The organism is Leucobacter komagatae, from assembly GCF_000834055.1.
GTDB lineage: Bacteria > Actinomycetota > Actinomycetes > Actinomycetales > Microbacteriaceae > Leucobacter > Leucobacter komagatae_A.
The window spans coordinates 43150-59186 of the sequence record NZ_JXSQ01000007.1; the positions used below are offsets into that span (position 1 = coordinate 43150).

Here is a 16037-nt window from a genome sequence, read left to right on the forward strand (position 1 = left end):
ACGCTGGCACGGGACTAGTCTAGCCAGCACACACCGGAGGTTCGCCGTGACCGAAATCGTCAGCGACGCCGTAGCCGACCGCTACGGGGCGACGCGCTCGAAACGGTGGGATCGCCGACTCGGCTGGACACTCGCCTCGGTCGCAATTGTTGTCGGTCTTGTCGTCATTGCGTTCGGTAACTGGCGGGAAAGCACGACCGGTTTTCAGAACATCGGCTTCACCCTGAACAATGATGCCGGCGAGTCGAACATGTACAGCGCAACAACGAGGTTCGAGGTGAACGCCGACCCCGGGGTGCAGGTGAGCTGCGCCGTCGAGGCGCTCAACACGTCGAAGGCCACTGTCGGCTGGCGCATCATCGATCTTCCCGTTATCGACGGCAGGTCGCAGCAGGTCTCCGTCGACATCGTCACCCTCGGGCCCTCGACTGCTGCTCACGCGAAAGCATGCTGGCCTGTCGAGCCCTAGCGACCCCGATCACACTGATACCCTAGTTGCGGCGCCCTGCATGACGGGGCGTTTGTCTTAGATCAGCGGTGATGCTCGCCTAGGTGAGCGCTCCGCTCCCGAGAAAAGAGGACACCATGGCCGAGCCCACTCAGACCTGGCTGACGCAGGAAGCATTCGACCGCTTGCAGTCAGAACTCGACGAGCTCACTGGTGCGGGCCGCAAGGACATCGCAGCGCGCATCGAAGCCGCTCGCGAGGAGGGTGATCTTAAGGAGAACGGCGGCTACCACGCCGCCAAGGACGAGCAGGGGAAGATGGAGGCGCGGATCCGCGACCTCACCGAGCTCCTCAAGCACGCAACCGTCGCCGACGCGCCCGAGGCGAACGGCGTGGTCGTCGTCGGAACGGTTGTCACCGCAGAGGTATTCGGGGACGAAGAGCGCTTTTTGCTCGGCAACCGGAATCTTGCGGACGGCTCAGATCTTGACGTGTACAGCGCGGAGAGCCCGCTTGGCGCAGCGATCCTCGGCCTGAAGGTCGGCGACAAGGCAAGCTACACCGCACCGAACGGCAAAGAGATCCCCGTGAAGGTCGTCGCAGTCGACACCTACGCGTAGGTCACCGAACCGCGATTCAAGTAATCGGGCCAGGAAGGAAGCTCCGCGCTTCCTTCCTGGCCCGATTGCGTGAATAGTGAGGTCAGTATCGCTCGCCCACGCGTACCTGGTATCCCTGGTCCCTGAGCGCCTGAGCCACGGCCTCGCCGTGCTCTGGGCCGCGCGTTTCGATGTGGAGCTCGAGCTCTACCTCGCTCACGGGCAGTTCTGTTGCGTGCCGCGTATGGATCACCTCGACGACGTTTGCGTTTTGCTCCGCAACGATGGTCGCTGTGCGGACAAGCTGGCCAGGAACGTCAGGCAGCAGGATGCGCAGCTTGGTGTACCGTGCAGAGGCGGCAAGCCCGTGCCCGATCACGCGCTGCAGCAGCAGCGGGTCGATGTTGCCGCCTGAGAGGATCACCGCTGTCGTACCAGACGGCGCAACTTTGCCAGCGATCATTGCGGCGACGCCGGCGGCACCAGCGGGCTCGACGACAAGCTTCGCACGCTCCAGCAGGAACACGATGGCCCGCGCGATGTCGTCGTCGCTCACGGTGACGATCTCATCGACGAACTCCCGGACAGCCGCGAAGTTGCGCTCCCCCGGACGCGCCACCGCGATTCCGTCGGCGATCGTCGGGAACGTTTTGACGGTCGTGGGTTCCCCCGCCTCGAGCGACACCGGGAATGGCGCAGCGTTCTCTGACTGCACCCCAATGATCCGCATGGGCTTGCCCTGCTTCGCCGCCCACTGCTTGGCCGCAGCAGCAACGCCCGAGATGAGCCCGCCGCCGCCGATGGGCACGATGATGGTCTCGACCTCTGGCGCGCGTTGGAGGATCTCAAGCGCAACAGTGCCCTGCCCCTCGATCACCGCGTGGTCGTCGAAGGGAGGAATGAAGACCGCGCCGGTCTCGCGGACAAATTCCTGTGCCGCGACACTCGTCTCGTCGAAGATGTCCCCGGCGAGCTGCACCTCCGCACCATAGTTGCGGGTTGCCTGCAGCTTGGGCAACGCGACACCCTTCGGCATGAAGATGGTCGCCTTGATACCCAGCTCGCGCGCGGCGAAGGCGACTCCCTGGGCGTGATTGCCCGCCGAAGCCGCGACGACACCGCGCGCACGCTCCTCCGGGGTGAGTAGCAGGAGCCGGTTGTAGGCACCGCGCAGTTTGTACGCTCCCGTACGCTGCAGGTTTTCGCACTTCAGGAATACCTGCGGTACGCCGCTGATGCCTGCGAGGAACCGGGAACTCTCGAGCGGCGTTCGCTGCGTAATTCGGTGTACCCGCTCGAGTGCTCGCTCAAAGTCTTCAAGCGTTGGAGCCGTGTAGGCCTCGCTCATGCGATGGGTCCTTTCCGCGCGTGTTTCGCAACTGATTTGGCGCGCGCTTTCGCAACGCGATGTACCTGGTCTCTTCGATGGAATTCCGCAGCGGGGTCCGTGCCCGACTGCCACTGTTTCTTGACGAGCACGCTGACGATCGCATTGGCCGCTGCCGCAATCGGCACGGCGAACAGGGCGCCAGGAATGCCGGCAAGCAGCGTTCCCGTCGTCACCGCAAGTACGACGCCAAGGGGGTGCACGCGAACCGCGTTGCCCATCACGAGCGGCTGCAACACGTGCCCCTCAATCTGGTTCACCAGCACGACAACGCCAACCATGATGAGGGCGGTCACAGGGCCGTTGTAAACGAGCGCGATGAATGCCGCGAGGCCTCCAGTGACGATCGCACCAAGGAACGGGATGAACGAACCGAGGAAGACGAGGATCGCGATTGGCACCGGGAACGGCACGCCGAGAATCGCAGCCCCAAGGCCGATGCCGAAGGCGTCTACGAACGCCACGAAGATCTGCACCCGAACGTACTGTCCAACCGATACCCAGCCGGCGCGCCCTGAGGCGTCAAACGCCGCGTGGGCGCGCGCCGGGGCAAACCCGACGACCCAGTACCAGATGCGCTTGCCGTCGATGAGTAGGAACACGAGCGAGAAGATAGTGAGCAAGAGGCCAGCGACGAGCTGTGTTGCCGTCGTCGCGACGCCGAGCGCGCCCGTCCACAGGGTTCCCTGGTTGTCCTCGAGGAGCTTCAGGGCCTGGTCGACGAAGTCTTGCAGTTGGTCGACGGGGATCCCGAGCGTATTGTGACGCACCCACTCAAGGATTTCGTTCCACACCTCGACCGAACGCTTCGAAAAGTCACCGAACCCCTCACGGAGCTGCGTGACGATCAGCCAAATGAGCGCCCACAGCGCCGCAACAAAGACGCCGAGGGCCGCCACAATCCCGGACCACCGCGGAAGGCCCCTGCGCACAAACCACTCGACGAGCGGGTTCAGTAGCGCGGTGAGGAGGATCGCGATGAGCAGCGGGATCACAATGATCCGCACCTGCACAATGCCCCAAATCAGGCCGCCGGCAGCGACGGCAATAATAATGAGGCGCCACGACCAGGCAGCCGCAACACGCATGCCAAGGGGCAGTTCCTGCTCAGCACGTTCCGTTGGCGACGCCTGATCAGTGGTCTTGTTCGGCTCTTCCACGTCCACAGTCTACTGATCGGCATATGCACCTCAGTGGAAGCCTCATCAGAAAACCCGCAACGACGCCTGGAGGCAGCTCTCTATCTCGCTAGAGCAGCTTGCGCAGCCACTTCCGCACAAGGCCGTCTTTTGCCGCTGTAAACGGTGGCATCACCGTCGCCGCGAGCGTGTCAGGCCGCAGCGGTTTTGACAGCACTGCCTTGTCGTGGCTGAAGACCCTGAATGACAGCTCTCCGTGATAGGCGCCCATACCGCTCTCGCCGACACCACCGAACGGCAGCTCCGGAGCGGTGAGATGCATCACGGGGACACCGAACCCCAAGGCGCCCGAGCTTGTCTCACGTTCCCACCTGCGACGCACTGCTGAGTCGTCGCTGAAGACGTAAGCCGCGAGCGGCTTCTCCCCTGCGTTCACCCAGTCAAGCGCGTCGTCAAGATCAGCGACGTCGATGAGCGGCAGGATCGGACCAAAAATCTCTTCCTGCATTACGCGGGAGTCTCGCGGCACCCCCGTAAGCACCGTCGGGTCCATATGCAGCGAGTCCGCGTCATAGCCACCGCCAACGACCGCCGCGCCGTCGCTGAGGTAGCCAACGAGGCGATCAAACTGGGCCCGGTTCACGACCCGACCAAAATCCGGATTGTCACGCGGCGCTGACCCGTAGAGCTCGTGTACCGCGTCAGCGAGCAGCGGAGCGAGCCGACCGAGTACCGCGGCCGTGCCGAGCACATAATCCGGTGCGACGCATGTCTGCCCCGCGTTCATGAACTTGCCCCACGCCAAGCGCTTCGCAACCTCGGTCAGCGGGACGGACTCGTCGACGTACGCAGGCGACTTCCCGCCCAGCTCCAGCGTGACGGGCGTGAGCGTGTCAGCCGCTGCGTGGGCCACGATGCGCCCGACCTTGCCGTTTCCCGTATAGAAGATGTGGTCAAAGCGCTCACTGAGCAGCGCAGTGGTCTCCTCGACCCCACCCTCGATCACCGCGACGGCGCGCGTATCGAGCGCATCTGGGATGATCCGAGCGATGAGCCCCGCCGTCTCAGGCGCGAGCTCGCTCGGCTTGATCACTACTGCGTTCCCTGCGGCGATCGCTCCGATCACCGGGGAGAGTGCAAGCATCAGCGGATAGTTCCACGGGGCGATAACCAGGGCGACGCCAAGAGGCTCCGGGATGATGCGCCCTGCCGCCGGCTGTAACGCAAGCGGCAAACCGACGCGGCGCGGCCGCATCCATCTCGCCAGGTTCTGCAGCGCGTGGTCGATCTCCGAGACGAGAAAGCCGATCTCGGTAAGCTGCGCCTCAGTGCCCGACTTCCCGAGATCTGCGAACAGTGCGCGCTCAAAGTCCGACCCGCGCTCGATGAGCACGTCACGCAACCGCGTGAGCTGCTCACGTCGCCACTGCTCGGGCCACGTCACTCCGTGTGCGAAGGAGTACCTGAGGCCTGCGACGATTCCCGGGATGCGATCAACGGCAGTGAAGCTCATCGGGCCAGACTAGCTTGCTTGGCTGCATTTCGGGCTGGCTTGCGGCCAGCGCAACACGACCTTAGCCGTGGAGCGCTGGCACGATGAGGTAGATCCCGAAGAGAACAGCGATGACCGAAGCACCGAAGCACGCGCGTGCCGCGATCGTCGCCCACAGCGGCCTTCCGGCCTCTTCGTCAATGTCGTCATCCTCGTCGTCACGGTCTGGCCCGACGGGCTCGAGCGAGCCGTCAGGGCGGCGAGCCGGGCGCGGTGGCGTCGCAAGGAAGCGAATACCAAGCGAGTAGAGCGCTACTACGAACACCGCTGCGAACAGCGAGGTTCCGAATACGGTGACGAATGCCATCCAGTTCACGTCGCTCATTCGGTGCCTTCCTCACGCCGCTGCTGCGCGGCCTTCTTGGCGGCCTTCCGCGCAGCCTTTTCCGCGTCCCGCCGGGCCTTTTCGGCCTCACGACGGGCTTTCTCGGCCGCCCGCTTCGCTTTGTCGGAGCGGACAGCAGACTGCGCAACCGGGGTGAGCGGTGGGACGGTGCCGGTCTTCGTTGGTACCTTCTTCACCCGCCCCTTGCCCATGCGCACGGCGTAGCCCGACTCGGCAACATCAGGCACGGCAATGGCGTTGCCAGCGTCGACCTTGTTGCGGCGTGAACGCCAGAAGATGAAGAGAATAAAGCAGAGACCAAGGACGGCGTCGATGATGATGCCCCAGAACCCGATGTGGGCGATGAGCGCTGCGACTGCACCGACAATCGCAGCGGCTGGAAGCGTGAACAGCCAGCCCGAGGCGATCCGTCCAACAGTGCGCCAGCGCACGGTCGAACCCTTGCGACCAAGTCCCGAGCCGATAACCGAGCCGGAAGCGACCTGCGTGGTCGAGAGCGCGAAGCCGAGGTGGGTCGAGGCGAGAATCGTCGCCGCTGTCGAGGTCTCGGCGGCGAAGCCCTGCGCTGGCTTAACGTCAGTGAGGCCCGCGCCGAGGGTGCGGATGATGCGCCAGCCGCCGGAGTACGTTCCGAGTGCGATCGCGATCGCACATGTGGCGATGACCCAGAAGTGCGGTCCGGTGCCGGGCGTCTGCAGGCCTGCCGCTACTAGGGTGAGCGTAATGACGCCCATGGTCTTCTGCGCGTCGTTCGTGCCGTGTGCCAGCGCGATCAGCGAGGAGGACGCGATCTGTGCGTAGCGGAAGCGACCTCGACCGTCCTTGCGCCCGTCGTGCCGTCGCGTGATTGCGTAGGCAACACGGGTCGCCGCAAACGCGACGATGCCAGCGGTAAGGGGTGCCGCAAGCGCGGGAAGCAAAACCTTTGAGAGGAACACGCCACCGTTGATCGCGGAGAACCCCGCGCCAACAATCGCGGCGCCGATGAGGCCGCCAAAGAGCGCGTGTGAGGAGCTCGATGGGAGGCCGTACAGCCAGGTAACGAGGTTCCAGACGATAGCGCCGATCAGTCCAGCGAAGACCATTTCGGGGCTGATGAGCACCCCGCCGTCGCCCTCGTTGATGAGGCCTCCGGAAATCGTCTTGGCCACCTCGGTTGAGAGGAAGGCACCGATGAGGTTGAGGATCGCCGCAAGTAGCACGGCGGTCTTCGGCTTGAGCGCACCGGTCGCGATGGGTGTTGCCATCGCATTGGCCGTGTCGTGAAAGCCGTTCGTGAAGTCAAAGAAGAGTGCCAGCGCGATAACTAGCAGCACGATGAGGGTGAATTCCACCGTCGCCTTCCGGTCGGCGTTATGAGTTGATAGGTGTTCTCGCGCACCTGTAGGCAGCCGATTCGACCGCCGTTCACGCGCACGCTATCTAAATGTAGGCACCTCGCCATGTCCTGGTCAAGCTGGACTCTTGCCGTTCACCCTCCGTTCACTTTCGGATGCGCCGCTCCGGAATAGTAGTGGAACCCCGTATGTTGGTTGTGATGAGCGGTAGGCATCGTTCACAGGATCGAGGGGAGTGCTCATGAGCACGGCACAGATTTCAGATTTCACGCCCGAAGCGGGGGCAATCACCATGTTCTCAACGGAATGGTGCGGGTACTGCAAGCGGCTGAAAGTGATGTTGAACGCAACGGGGATCCCGTTCACCGAAGTCGACATCGAAAACACGCCGGGCACCCCCGAGCTTGTTGAGCAGGCAAACGGCGGCAACCAGACCGTCCCGACGGTCGTCTACCCCGACGGGACGACCGCAACGAACCCCTCGCTCAACGACGTCAAGGCAAAGCTGGGCCTCTAGCGACACCGCCTTCTCCGGGCGTCGTCAACAGCTCTCGGTCGGCTACGGCTGACCGATCGGGCTGTGGAGAACCTCGCGGCGCCTCCTCTAGTCAGCCAGGCTCGGTGCATGTCCTCTCCGCACCCAATGTCGTCTGTTGCAGCGCAGCTCTTGCAGTTCGCGGAGCTGCGCCGAGCCGGGAGCAGCGAGCGCGTCATCGCTGCTGCAGCGCGCTCAACAGCCCTGGTGCGTCTGCGCCACGGCTGGTACGTGCGCAAGGAGTTCTGGGAGGAGGCAACGCCCGAGGTGCGCCATCGCTCTGCGATCCTCGCCGCGCAGCTCAGTGCAGCGAGGCCGCACGTGTTTTCGCATCGCAGCGCCGCCGTGCTCCACGAACTCCCTGCGCTGTCGCAGTGGCTGCACGCTGCTGGCCGGACCCCTCGCCCGGGCACGCACGACCCGCGGAAGGTGCACGTCACCCTTCCCCAGGCTCCCGTTCCCCCTCAAGTCTCGCGATCCAACGACACCGGTCGGAGCTGTCGGACGCAGAGATCGAAACACACGACGGGCTGCGCCGCACCACCGCCGACCGCACACTCGCGGACCTCGCGCGCTCTGAGCCGTTCGCCGTTGCGCTCGCGTGCGCGGACGCGCACCTTCGCGCCACCACGCGGGTGCGCCAGCTCGTCGACGAGGAGACCCTGCACAGCTGGCGGGAACATATGCTGTCGCGGGCAGCGGGGCTGCGCGGCCGCCCTGGCAGTCGCGCCATCTACGCGCTCGGACGTCTCGCCGATCCACGCGCCGACTCCCCACTCGAGAGCCTCTCCCGGCTTCGCTTCGCCCAGCTGGGCATAAATGTCGAGCTGCAGGTGGCCGTGCGCGGGTCGCGGCGGGCTACGGCCTACCTTGATTTCGTGCTGAGGTCGCACGGAGTCTGGGGCGAAGCCGATGGCAAACAGAAGTACGTGGACGCAGGGATGCGGGGCGGTCGCAGCGCAGAAGAGATCGTGTACGCGGAGAAGCGGCGGGCGGACTGGATCGCCGGCACGACGGGGTTGCGGCTCGTGCGATGGGGCCCGGCAGAGGTAATGTCGCGCGAGCGCTTCGCGGCGCACCTTGTCGACCATGGCGTGCCAGTGCCCGGTGAGCCGAGTGCTCACTTGGGGCGGCGCCTGCGGGAGTTCCTGCGCGAGCTGCCTTAGCGCCGGCGCGCCCACGCCCACGCCCACGCCCACGCCCACGCCCACGCCCACGCCCACGCCCACGCCCACGCCCTGGCGAGAGTACTAGGTTTCTACAGAAGTACCCGATATCTCCGCGCAGATATCGGGTACTTTCGTAGAAACCATGTGCTTTGGCCGGACCCGGCGGGCCGACCGGCGGGCCGACCGGGCCGACCGGCGGGCCGACCGGCGGGCCGACGGGCCGACCAGACCGACCGGGCCGGCTAGCCGAAGTTCAGGCGCACCTCGGCGTAGCGCGCCTCGGGCACTGTCTTCAGCTTCCCGACCGCGTCAGAAAGTGGCACCATTTCGATCCGGTCGCCGCGAAGGCCGGCCATCTTGCCCCAGTCGTTGGCGAGCACCGCGTCAGCACCGGCAATTCCCGACCGGGTCGCGAGCACACGGTCGAATGCCGTCGGCGAGCCGCCGCGCTGCACGTGGCCGAGCACGGTCGCCCGCGTCTCAATGCCCGTCTTCTCCTCGATGAGCGGCGCAAGGAGTTCCGCAATGCCTCCAAGGCGGGGGCGCCCGAAGCCGTCGAGCCCCTCGCGGGTGACCGCCCCGTCCGTGCCCTCGAGTGTGAACCCCTCAGCGACGACGATGAGCGCTGAACGCCCACGGTCACGAACGTTCGCGACCCAGGCGCACACCTGGTCGAGGCTCTCTGGGTACTCGGGCAGCAGCATTGCCTGGGCGCCGCCGGCCATGCCCGCGTGGAGGGCGATCCACCCGGCGTCGCGGCCCATGACCTCAAGAACCATGCACCTCCGGTGTGAGTCACCGGTGGTGCGGAGCCTATCGATCGCTTCTGCAGCGATTGAGACGGCGGTGTCGAAGCCGAAGGTGTAGTCGGTTCCGGCGAGGTCGTTGTCGATGGTTTTTGGCAGACCAATCACGTTAAAGTCAGCGTCCGCGAGAATCGACGACACTGTCTGGGTGCCGTTTCCGCCGATGAGCATGAGCCCGTCGAGCCCGTAGCCCGCCATTTTTTCGCGCAGACCTGCGAGCGCTGCTTCCGTGACGGGAGCCTCCCACGGCGGCACGCGGCTCGTTCCGAGAAAAACACCGCCGAGCGGCGATAGCCCCCGGACGGTCGGGCGGTCGAGTTCAACGAACTCCCCCTCGTGGAAACCACGCCAGCCGTCGACAAAACCGATCATTTCGAAGCCGTGAACGTCGACGCCGCGAAGCACAGCGCCGCGGATCGCAGCATTCATGCCGGGGCTGTCGCCACCGGAGCAGAGCACACCAATTCGCATGCTCCCCATGCTAGCGCTGGCACGAATAGTACGAGCATAGGCAATCACGCCAATTTCAGGGCGCGGAAGTGCCAGCCAATGCCTGACTGGCACACCAACGTCGCATACTGCGCTCACGCAGCGCGCAAAAGCGCGCAAAAGCGCTCGGGTGCTACTACTCTCCTGCGGCGGGCGCGGACGCCTCTACGGCACGCCTGAGCACGCTCATGAGGGCAAGCAACTGCACGGGGTCGGCATGCTCTTCGGCTGCGGGTGCCCCGTCGAGTGCACGAGCCGCGAGACCAGCCTTGCCGTCGATGAGTTCCGCGATACGAGCATCGATCGTCTGCGCAGCGATAATGCGCCACGCGGTGACCGGCTCAGCCTGACCAATACGGTGCACACGGTCGATAGCCTGCGTCTGCTCTGCGTCCGTCCAGCTGAGCTCAGCGAGCACAACGTTCGACGAAGCCTGCAGGTTCACACCAACACCAGCGGCGGTGAGCGAACACACTGCGACAGCCACGTCCGGGTCGGTGTTGAAGGCGTCGATCTGCCCCTGACGGAACGTCGCGGTCTGCTCGCCGCGAATGGACACCGTACGCAGTCCGGCCTCGGCAAGCTGCGCCTCGGCGCGATCCATCACGTCGATGTGCTTCGCAAAGAACACGACCTTGCCAACGGAGCGGGCAAGCTGCGCCGTGTAGTCAACGGCGAGTCCGGCCTTTGCGACACCAATCTCGCGCACCATCGTAAAGACGTTCAGACCGTCTGCCGACGCATTCGACTCTTCGAGTTCTTGCGCAGCAACCATCCTGATGATTGCCTCGTCCGAGAGCTTCTTGCCGAGCTTGCCTGCCTTGACCGCCGCAAAGCGATCCATGAGCTTCTGCGCGAGCTTCGCCTCTGCGGCGTGGATGCCACGCCCGAGCTCATCGTCGAGCTCAACGGGGAGATCCACCACTCGTTTCGCTGGCAGATCTGCCGCGACGTCAAGCTTGCGACGGCGCACGATACCCATGTCAATGACGCTCTGACGGGCCTCGCGATAGAACGGCGGATCCGCTGGGGTCCAGCCGTTATTCTCGAGTTTCGCCATGAGTTCGGGGCCCGGCTTATCTGCGTCAGTCCACCCAAGGAACCGCCAGATCGCACGGAAATCATCGATGTCGTTGATGAGCGGCGTACCGGTGAGCGCGATCAGCAGCGGCTGCGAGCCACGCGTGCGCTCACGGATGCTCTCCGCGATCGTCAGCACGTTGCGTGAGCGCTGCGACTGCATGTTCTTGATCATGTGCGCCTCATCGACGACCATGCTCTTGAACCCGAACCGCGAGATCCAGCTGAGGTGCCTGTCGAGGATGTCGTAGTTCACGACGAAGACATCGGCGAACGCGTCGATAGCCTCACCATCGCCGTGGATCACGGTGACGCGGCGCTGCGGCGTCCACCGCTCGACCTCGCGCGCCCAGTTCATCTTTACGACGTTGGGAACGACGACAAGCATGGGGTAGGCGTCGGCGACCGAAGCCGCGATGACTGACTGGGCCGTCTTCCCGAGGCCCGGTTCATCCGCGAGCAGGAAGCTACGGTGACCATCGCGCACACCGGCGAGGAATCGTGCCTGGTGCGGCATTAGCTCGAGGCCCTGCGGCGCGAGCCGGTCAGGCACTGGAGCCTCTGGGAGGTCCATGCATGCAGCACCGCCGCCGCCCTGCTCGAAAGACTTCAGCAGTGGGTTCAGCAGCTCCCAGTTCGCGAGGCGAACGACGGGCGTCGGCTGCTTCGGCGCTTCGAGCGATGGGGCAAGGAAGGGGTTTGCGAGCATGCGGGAATGCACACCGGCTGGCTCGACCTGACGCTCGGCGAGCTCAGGTGGCACGAGCGTCTTCACCGGTTCGGGAACTGCCGGCGCCTCTTCTGGCACCTCAATGCCAGCTTGCACGAGCATCTTGCGCTTGAGCTGCCGGGTAGCCTCAGTGATCGTCGCGCCAGGCTCGAGCAGCGTGATGAGACTCGTGTCACGCGCAGCGGTCTTCGCGAGGATCGACGCAACGCCGTCGAGGCGCTTGAGCGTCTCAGCGCGTTCGCTATCGCTCACACCGTCCTCGGTTTTCACGCGCGCGCGCTCCTCGCGCATCAGCAGCGCAATGACCTGGAACTTCGTGCGGTTCTGCGGGCTCGCCTTGCCCCGCTGAGCTGAAGCCTCAACTTCCCGCACTGCGCGCGCGAGAAGCGGGATGATGCCCTCATTGTGGGCGTGCTTGCGCGGGCCGGCCGAGCGCTGTCGCTTAGCTGACTGGCGGGTGGCAGTGCTGCTTGCCAATTGCTCTCCTGGTGGATCTTCGCGTGACGCACCGAACTGGGGCACCACGTAGCATGCGCGTCCCTTACATACCCGGGACGAAGTCGCTCGCGCGTTTCAGAACCTGAACCGTGAGATACACGGGATTCGACGAACGTCGCGCGACTATGCCTCGATACTACCACCCGAAGCTCCCGATACGCCGAACACATTTGCGAGAGGCGGATCGTGGCGGGTACTAGCTGCCGCGAACCCTGTCCAGAATGTCGCGCGTCTCCGCCACATCCTCGTGCATTCGTGCGATCAGCGCATCGACGCTGCTGAACGGAAGCATCTCCCGAATCCGCTTCGCGAACCGCACTTCCATCTGTTTCCCGTAGAGGTCGCCAGTGAAGTCAAGCACGTACGCTTCGACGCGCGGCTCCCCCTCTGGCTCGAAGGTGAGGTTCACCCCCACAGAGATCGCCGCGTCGCGCTCTTCGCCGTCGATAAGCACGGACCCCGCGTACACGCCGTCTGCGGGGACGAGCCCCTCGACCTCACCGCCGAGATTCGCGGTCGGGAACCCCAGCTCGCGTCCGCGCGCGTCGCCGTAGACGACTTCGCCTCGTACCGCGTGGCAGCGCCCCAGCATCTCGCGCGCCTTCACCATGTCGCCGCCGAGCACCGCGTTGCGGATGAGTGTTGAGGAGACCGCCCCAACCTCGTCGTCGCCCACAGCTTCCACGACCTCAACCGTGAATCCATACTGCGGTCCGAGCTCGCGCAGCAGCGCGGCATCCCCGAGGCCCCTGTGCCCGAACCTGAAGTCATCCCCAAGGAGCACGTGTCGTACCCTGAGCTTTTCGACGAGCACGCGCTCGACAAACTCACGCGCCGGGATTGCGGAGAAGGCTGCGTCGAATTCGACCATGACGCAGGTGTCGACACCCGCAGCTTCGACGAGCTCAAGTCGCTGCGCGCGACTCGCGAGTGGCTGCGGGCACGCTTCTGGTTGGAGCAAGCTCAGCGGGTTGTTCGCAAACGTGAAGACCACTGACCGCAGGCCATCTGCTTCGGCTTTCCGCAGCAGCGAGCCGATGATCGCCCGGTGCCCGAGGTGCACGCCGTCGAACTTGCCAACGGCAACGACCGAGCCTGCGGCGAAGTCGCTTGGCTCCAGTTCGTCGATGCCTGAGACGAGGCGCATCATTCGCTCTTCGTTTCGCGTGACAGCCAGATCAGGCCAAGCACTGGCAAGACGAGCGGAATGAAGCCGTACCCCTGCCCGAAGAATGACCACACCGACGGGTGACCAAACAGCTGCGGCATCACAATGCTCAGTGTCCCAACGACGAGCACACCAACGAGTTCGAACGACAGCGCGATCCACGCGATCGGACGCCACACGCCACGACCACGGCGCATCAGTGCAATCGTCGCAACGATGTACACGATGCCGGAAACCGCTGAGAGGATGTAGGCAAGCGGCGCCTCGTCAAACTTCGTGAGGATCTGGTAGATCGAGCGGAACGTCGCCGCGATCGCAAGAATGATGTAGACGGCGATGAGCACCCGCCCGAGCCCACTCATCCGCTCGCTGCGCAGTTCCGTCTGGCCAGTGTTTCCCACGTTATTCACCCTTCGAGTGTACTCGCCCGTCATCCCCAAATGACGAGCATGCGGTAGGTCATGACCGCTACGGCAAGCCCGACGACCGCGAGCACGAGATTCGCAAAGCGGGTTCGGTCAACGAGCGCCCAGAAACCGGCGCCGATGGGGAGGGCAAGCGCAACGATGAGGTACATCCAAAACTCGAGCAAGTCCCCCGTTGGCGGGTTGCCTGCGAACGGAGCAATGATCGAGATGACGATTTGTACGACGAGCAGGAGCGCGACGAGCAGCGTTGCGCCCATCGTGTAGTCGTTGGGCTCACGCTTGCGCAACCCTTGGAACGCGCACACCAGCGCCTGGATAATCGATACCGCAATCGTCAGGTAACCGAACCACGTAATCATGCGGCGCCCTCGCTCTCCTGCGACGGGAAGTTGGTGACGACGCGACTGCGTCCGCCCTTGATTTCGACGAGACCGACGAGCCGATCTTGCGGGCCGCGCTCCCCGGCGTCGGCTGGCAGGATCGCCGCGACGAGCGGGGCAGGCGCGTGCCGTTCTGGATCGACGGCGAGCCGCTTGCCGTTCGCGAGGTCGCGAGCCTCCTCTGGCGTCAGGGTGAGTTCAGAGAAGAGTCCGCGAGCTACCGTCACGGGGGCATGCAGTGTGCCTGGATCGCCCGGCGTCTCGGCGTCACCGACGAGCTGCGCGTGCGCGGTCGCGTCGTCGACGCTGAATGGGCCGACCGCTGATCGCCGCAGCGCGGTGAGGTGGCCTCCGAGCCCGAGGTCCTCGCCAAGATCACGCGCGAGCGCGCGAATGTAGGTGCCCGTGGAACAGCGCACGACCGCATCGATGTCGATGACGTTAATTGGGTCACCGTCGGGTCCGGCAACGCTCACGAGTCGTGGTTCACCGATCTCAAACGCGTGGATCGTCACTGGGCGCTTCTTCAACACCACGTCCTCGCCAGCTCGCACCCGATCGTAGGCGCGTTTGCCGTCTACCTTGATAGCGCTCACGGCGCTCGGGGACTGCTCGATGGCCCCCGTAAGCTTCGCGACGCCAGCGGCGATGAGTTCAGGCTGGGCGAAGACGGCTGCGACCGACCCGGGGGTCGCCGTCGCGGTGATATCGCCCTCCCTGTCGTCCGTGACGGTCGACTGACCGAGGCGGATCGTTGTGGTGTAGGTCTTATCGAGGCCGACGAGGTGCGTGAGCAGTCGCGTCGCAGGGCCTGCTCCGAGCACGAGGAGGCCCGTGGCCATCGGATCGAGTGTGCCCGCGTGCCCGACTTTCTTCGTTCCGAGCGCTCGACGGGTCTTCGCTACGACGTCGTGGCTTGTCCAGCCCTCGACCTTGTCGACAAGCAGGATAGCGCCCTGCGGCATCTCTTCAAACGTCACCCCACCAGCCTAACGTCAGCGGGGCTCACCGTCGGCCCGGGCTCATAGACTCGTGGGGTGACAATAGGCGAAACACCAAGGCAGCAGACACCCGAGCTGAGCCGCGCGCTCAACGAGTGGTTCGAGCGTGAGGCACGCGACCTGCCGTGGCGCGCACCCGAGACGACGGCCTGGGGCGTGCTCGTCTCCGAATTCATGTCACAGCAGACTCAGGTGGATCGCGTGATCCCCCACTGGCTCGAGTGGATGGAGCGCTGGCCGACCCCATCGGCACTCGCGGCGGACGAGCCTGGCGAGGCGGTGCGAGCATGGAAGCGGCTCGGCTACCCGCGGCGCGCGCTCTGGTTGCATCGCGCCGCGGTCGAGATCGCTGAGCAGCACGGTGACGAGGTGCCAGCCGATGTCGACGCGCTGCTCGCGCTCACGGGCGTCGGCCCGTATACGGCGCGCGCGGTGGCAGCTTTCGCGTTCGGTGACACGCACCCGGTCGTCGACACGAACACGAGGCGTGTCATCGCAAGGGTTGTGCACGGCCGTGCCGCCGCCGGCATGCCTGCTCCTCGAGACCTCGATGACATGTCGGCCTTGCTCCCAGCGGATCGGGAGGCCGCGGCGGTGTTCAACGCCGCGGCGATGGAGCTGGGAGCGATTGTGTGCACGGCGAGAGCGCCGCGCTGCGGAGACTGCCCGATCGCCGATCTCTGTGAGTGGCGCGGCGCGGGCTACCCTGACAATGCTCCACAGAAGCGACCGAAGCAGGCGGCGTTCGCGGGCAGCGACAGACAGGTACGCGGGCGGATCATGGAGCTCATGCGATCCGCCACAGCGGCGGTAACCCAGGACGAGGCGCTCGCGGCCGCGGCGGATGGGTCGGTCCGCGAACCGGAGCAGCCGCAGCGGGCCCTCGACTCACTCGTCGCCGATGGGCTCATCGTTGAGTTCGAGGGGCGGCTGCGGCTGCCCTAG

The 16037-nt window shown here is 65.0% G+C and carries 16 protein-coding genes; 5 read left to right on the forward strand and 11 right to left on the reverse strand.

The genetic code is table 11. The annotated features are described in order from the left end of the window. The first annotated feature begins 46 nt into the window (after positions 1-46). Together SD72_RS07180 and greA are read left to right on the forward strand one after the other, a co-directional pair. Positions 47-469 (forward strand): DUF4307 domain-containing protein, encoded by a 423-nt coding sequence (locus SD72_RS07180; protein ID WP_042543762.1) that lies wholly within the window; start codon positions 47-49, stop codon positions 467-469. Positions 470-585: 116 nt separating this feature from the next. Next, positions 586-1068, forward strand: a complete 483-nt coding sequence (gene greA, locus SD72_RS07185; protein ID WP_042543763.1) for a transcription elongation factor GreA — start codon at positions 586-588, stop codon at positions 1066-1068. 82 nt (positions 1069-1150) lie between these two features. Here the strand turns inward: greA and ilvA are convergent, their stop codons facing one another. From ilvA to SD72_RS07210, 5 genes are all read right to left on the reverse strand, one after another. Next, positions 1151-2395 carry a threonine ammonia-lyase gene (gene ilvA / locus SD72_RS07190; protein ID WP_042543764.1) on the reverse strand — a complete coding sequence of 415 codons (1245 nt, stop codon included), beginning with the start codon at positions 2393-2395 and terminating at the stop codon, positions 1151-1153. Then, on the reverse strand, positions 2392-3594 hold the full coding sequence (locus SD72_RS07195) for an AI-2E family transporter (RefSeq protein WP_042543765.1): 1203 nt from the start codon (positions 3592-3594) through the stop codon (positions 2392-2394). Before SD72_RS07195 ends, ilvA begins: the two co-directional genes overlap by 4 nt. 88 nt (positions 3595-3682) lie before the next feature. Beyond that, positions 3683-5086, reverse strand: coding sequence for an aldehyde dehydrogenase family protein (locus SD72_RS07200; protein ID WP_042543766.1), 1404 nt, complete (start codon positions 5084-5086; stop codon positions 3683-3685). Between the two features lie 61 nt (positions 5087-5147). Next, a complete protein-coding gene (locus SD72_RS07205; RefSeq protein WP_042543767.1) occupies positions 5148-5450 on the reverse strand; it encodes a hypothetical protein in 303 nt (100 codons plus the stop codon). Beyond that, positions 5447-6805: an inorganic phosphate transporter gene (locus tag SD72_RS07210; protein ID WP_042543768.1), complete on the reverse strand. Its 1359-nt coding sequence runs from the start codon at positions 6803-6805 to the stop codon at positions 5447-5449. Before SD72_RS07210 ends, SD72_RS07205 begins: the two co-directional genes overlap by 4 nt. 244 nt (positions 6806-7049) lie before the next feature. Here SD72_RS07210 and SD72_RS07215 point away from each other — a divergent pair, with 244 nt between their 5' ends. Further along, positions 7050-7325: a glutaredoxin domain-containing protein gene (locus SD72_RS07215; protein ID WP_042543826.1), complete on the forward strand. Its 276-nt coding sequence runs from the start codon at positions 7050-7052 to the stop codon at positions 7323-7325. Positions 7326-7717: 392 nt separating this feature from the next. Continuing rightward, on the forward strand, positions 7718-8509 hold the full coding sequence (locus SD72_RS17935; protein ID WP_198141903.1) for a hypothetical protein: 792 nt from the start codon (positions 7718-7720) through the stop codon (positions 8507-8509). A gap of 245 nt (positions 8510-8754) precedes the next feature. On the opposite strand, the gene SD72_RS07230 is transcribed toward SD72_RS17935, so the two are convergent. The 6 genes from SD72_RS07230 to truB form a co-directional block, all read right to left on the reverse strand. Continuing rightward, positions 8755-9789 (reverse strand): 6-phosphofructokinase, encoded by a 1035-nt coding sequence (locus SD72_RS07230; RefSeq protein ID WP_084766903.1) that lies wholly within the window; start codon positions 9787-9789, stop codon positions 8755-8757. Positions 9790-9943: 154 nt separating this feature from the next. Then, the gene (locus SD72_RS07235) at positions 9944-12094 is read right to left on the reverse strand and encodes a DEAD/DEAH box helicase (protein WP_042543771.1); all 2151 of its coding nucleotides are present in this window, start codon (positions 12092-12094) and stop codon (positions 9944-9946) included. 217 nt (positions 12095-12311) lie between these two features. Then, positions 12312-13265 carry a bifunctional riboflavin kinase/FAD synthetase gene (locus SD72_RS07240; RefSeq protein ID WP_332307497.1) on the reverse strand — a complete coding sequence of 318 codons (954 nt, stop codon included), beginning with the start codon at positions 13263-13265 and terminating at the stop codon, positions 12312-12314. Then, complete coding sequence (locus tag SD72_RS07245; RefSeq protein ID WP_042543829.1) at positions 13262-13645, reverse strand: hypothetical protein; 384 nt, start codon at positions 13643-13645, stop codon at positions 13262-13264. The genes SD72_RS07240 and SD72_RS07245 overlap by 4 nt, the downstream gene beginning before the upstream one ends. A gap of 68 nt (positions 13646-13713) precedes the next feature. Continuing rightward, positions 13714-14070, reverse strand: a complete 357-nt coding sequence (locus tag SD72_RS07250; protein ID WP_042543772.1) for a hypothetical protein — start codon at positions 14068-14070, stop codon at positions 13714-13716. Continuing rightward, positions 14067-15056 (reverse strand): tRNA pseudouridine(55) synthase TruB, encoded by a 990-nt coding sequence (gene truB, locus SD72_RS07255; RefSeq protein WP_042543773.1) that lies wholly within the window; start codon positions 15054-15056, stop codon positions 14067-14069. The genes SD72_RS07250 and truB overlap by 4 nt, the downstream gene beginning before the upstream one ends. A 72-nt stretch (positions 15057-15128) precedes the next feature. On the opposite strand from truB, the gene SD72_RS07260 reads away from it, so the two are divergent. Continuing rightward, entirely contained in the window at positions 15129-16037 is a 909-nt protein-coding gene (locus SD72_RS07260; protein WP_269745572.1) for an A/G-specific adenine glycosylase, read from the forward strand.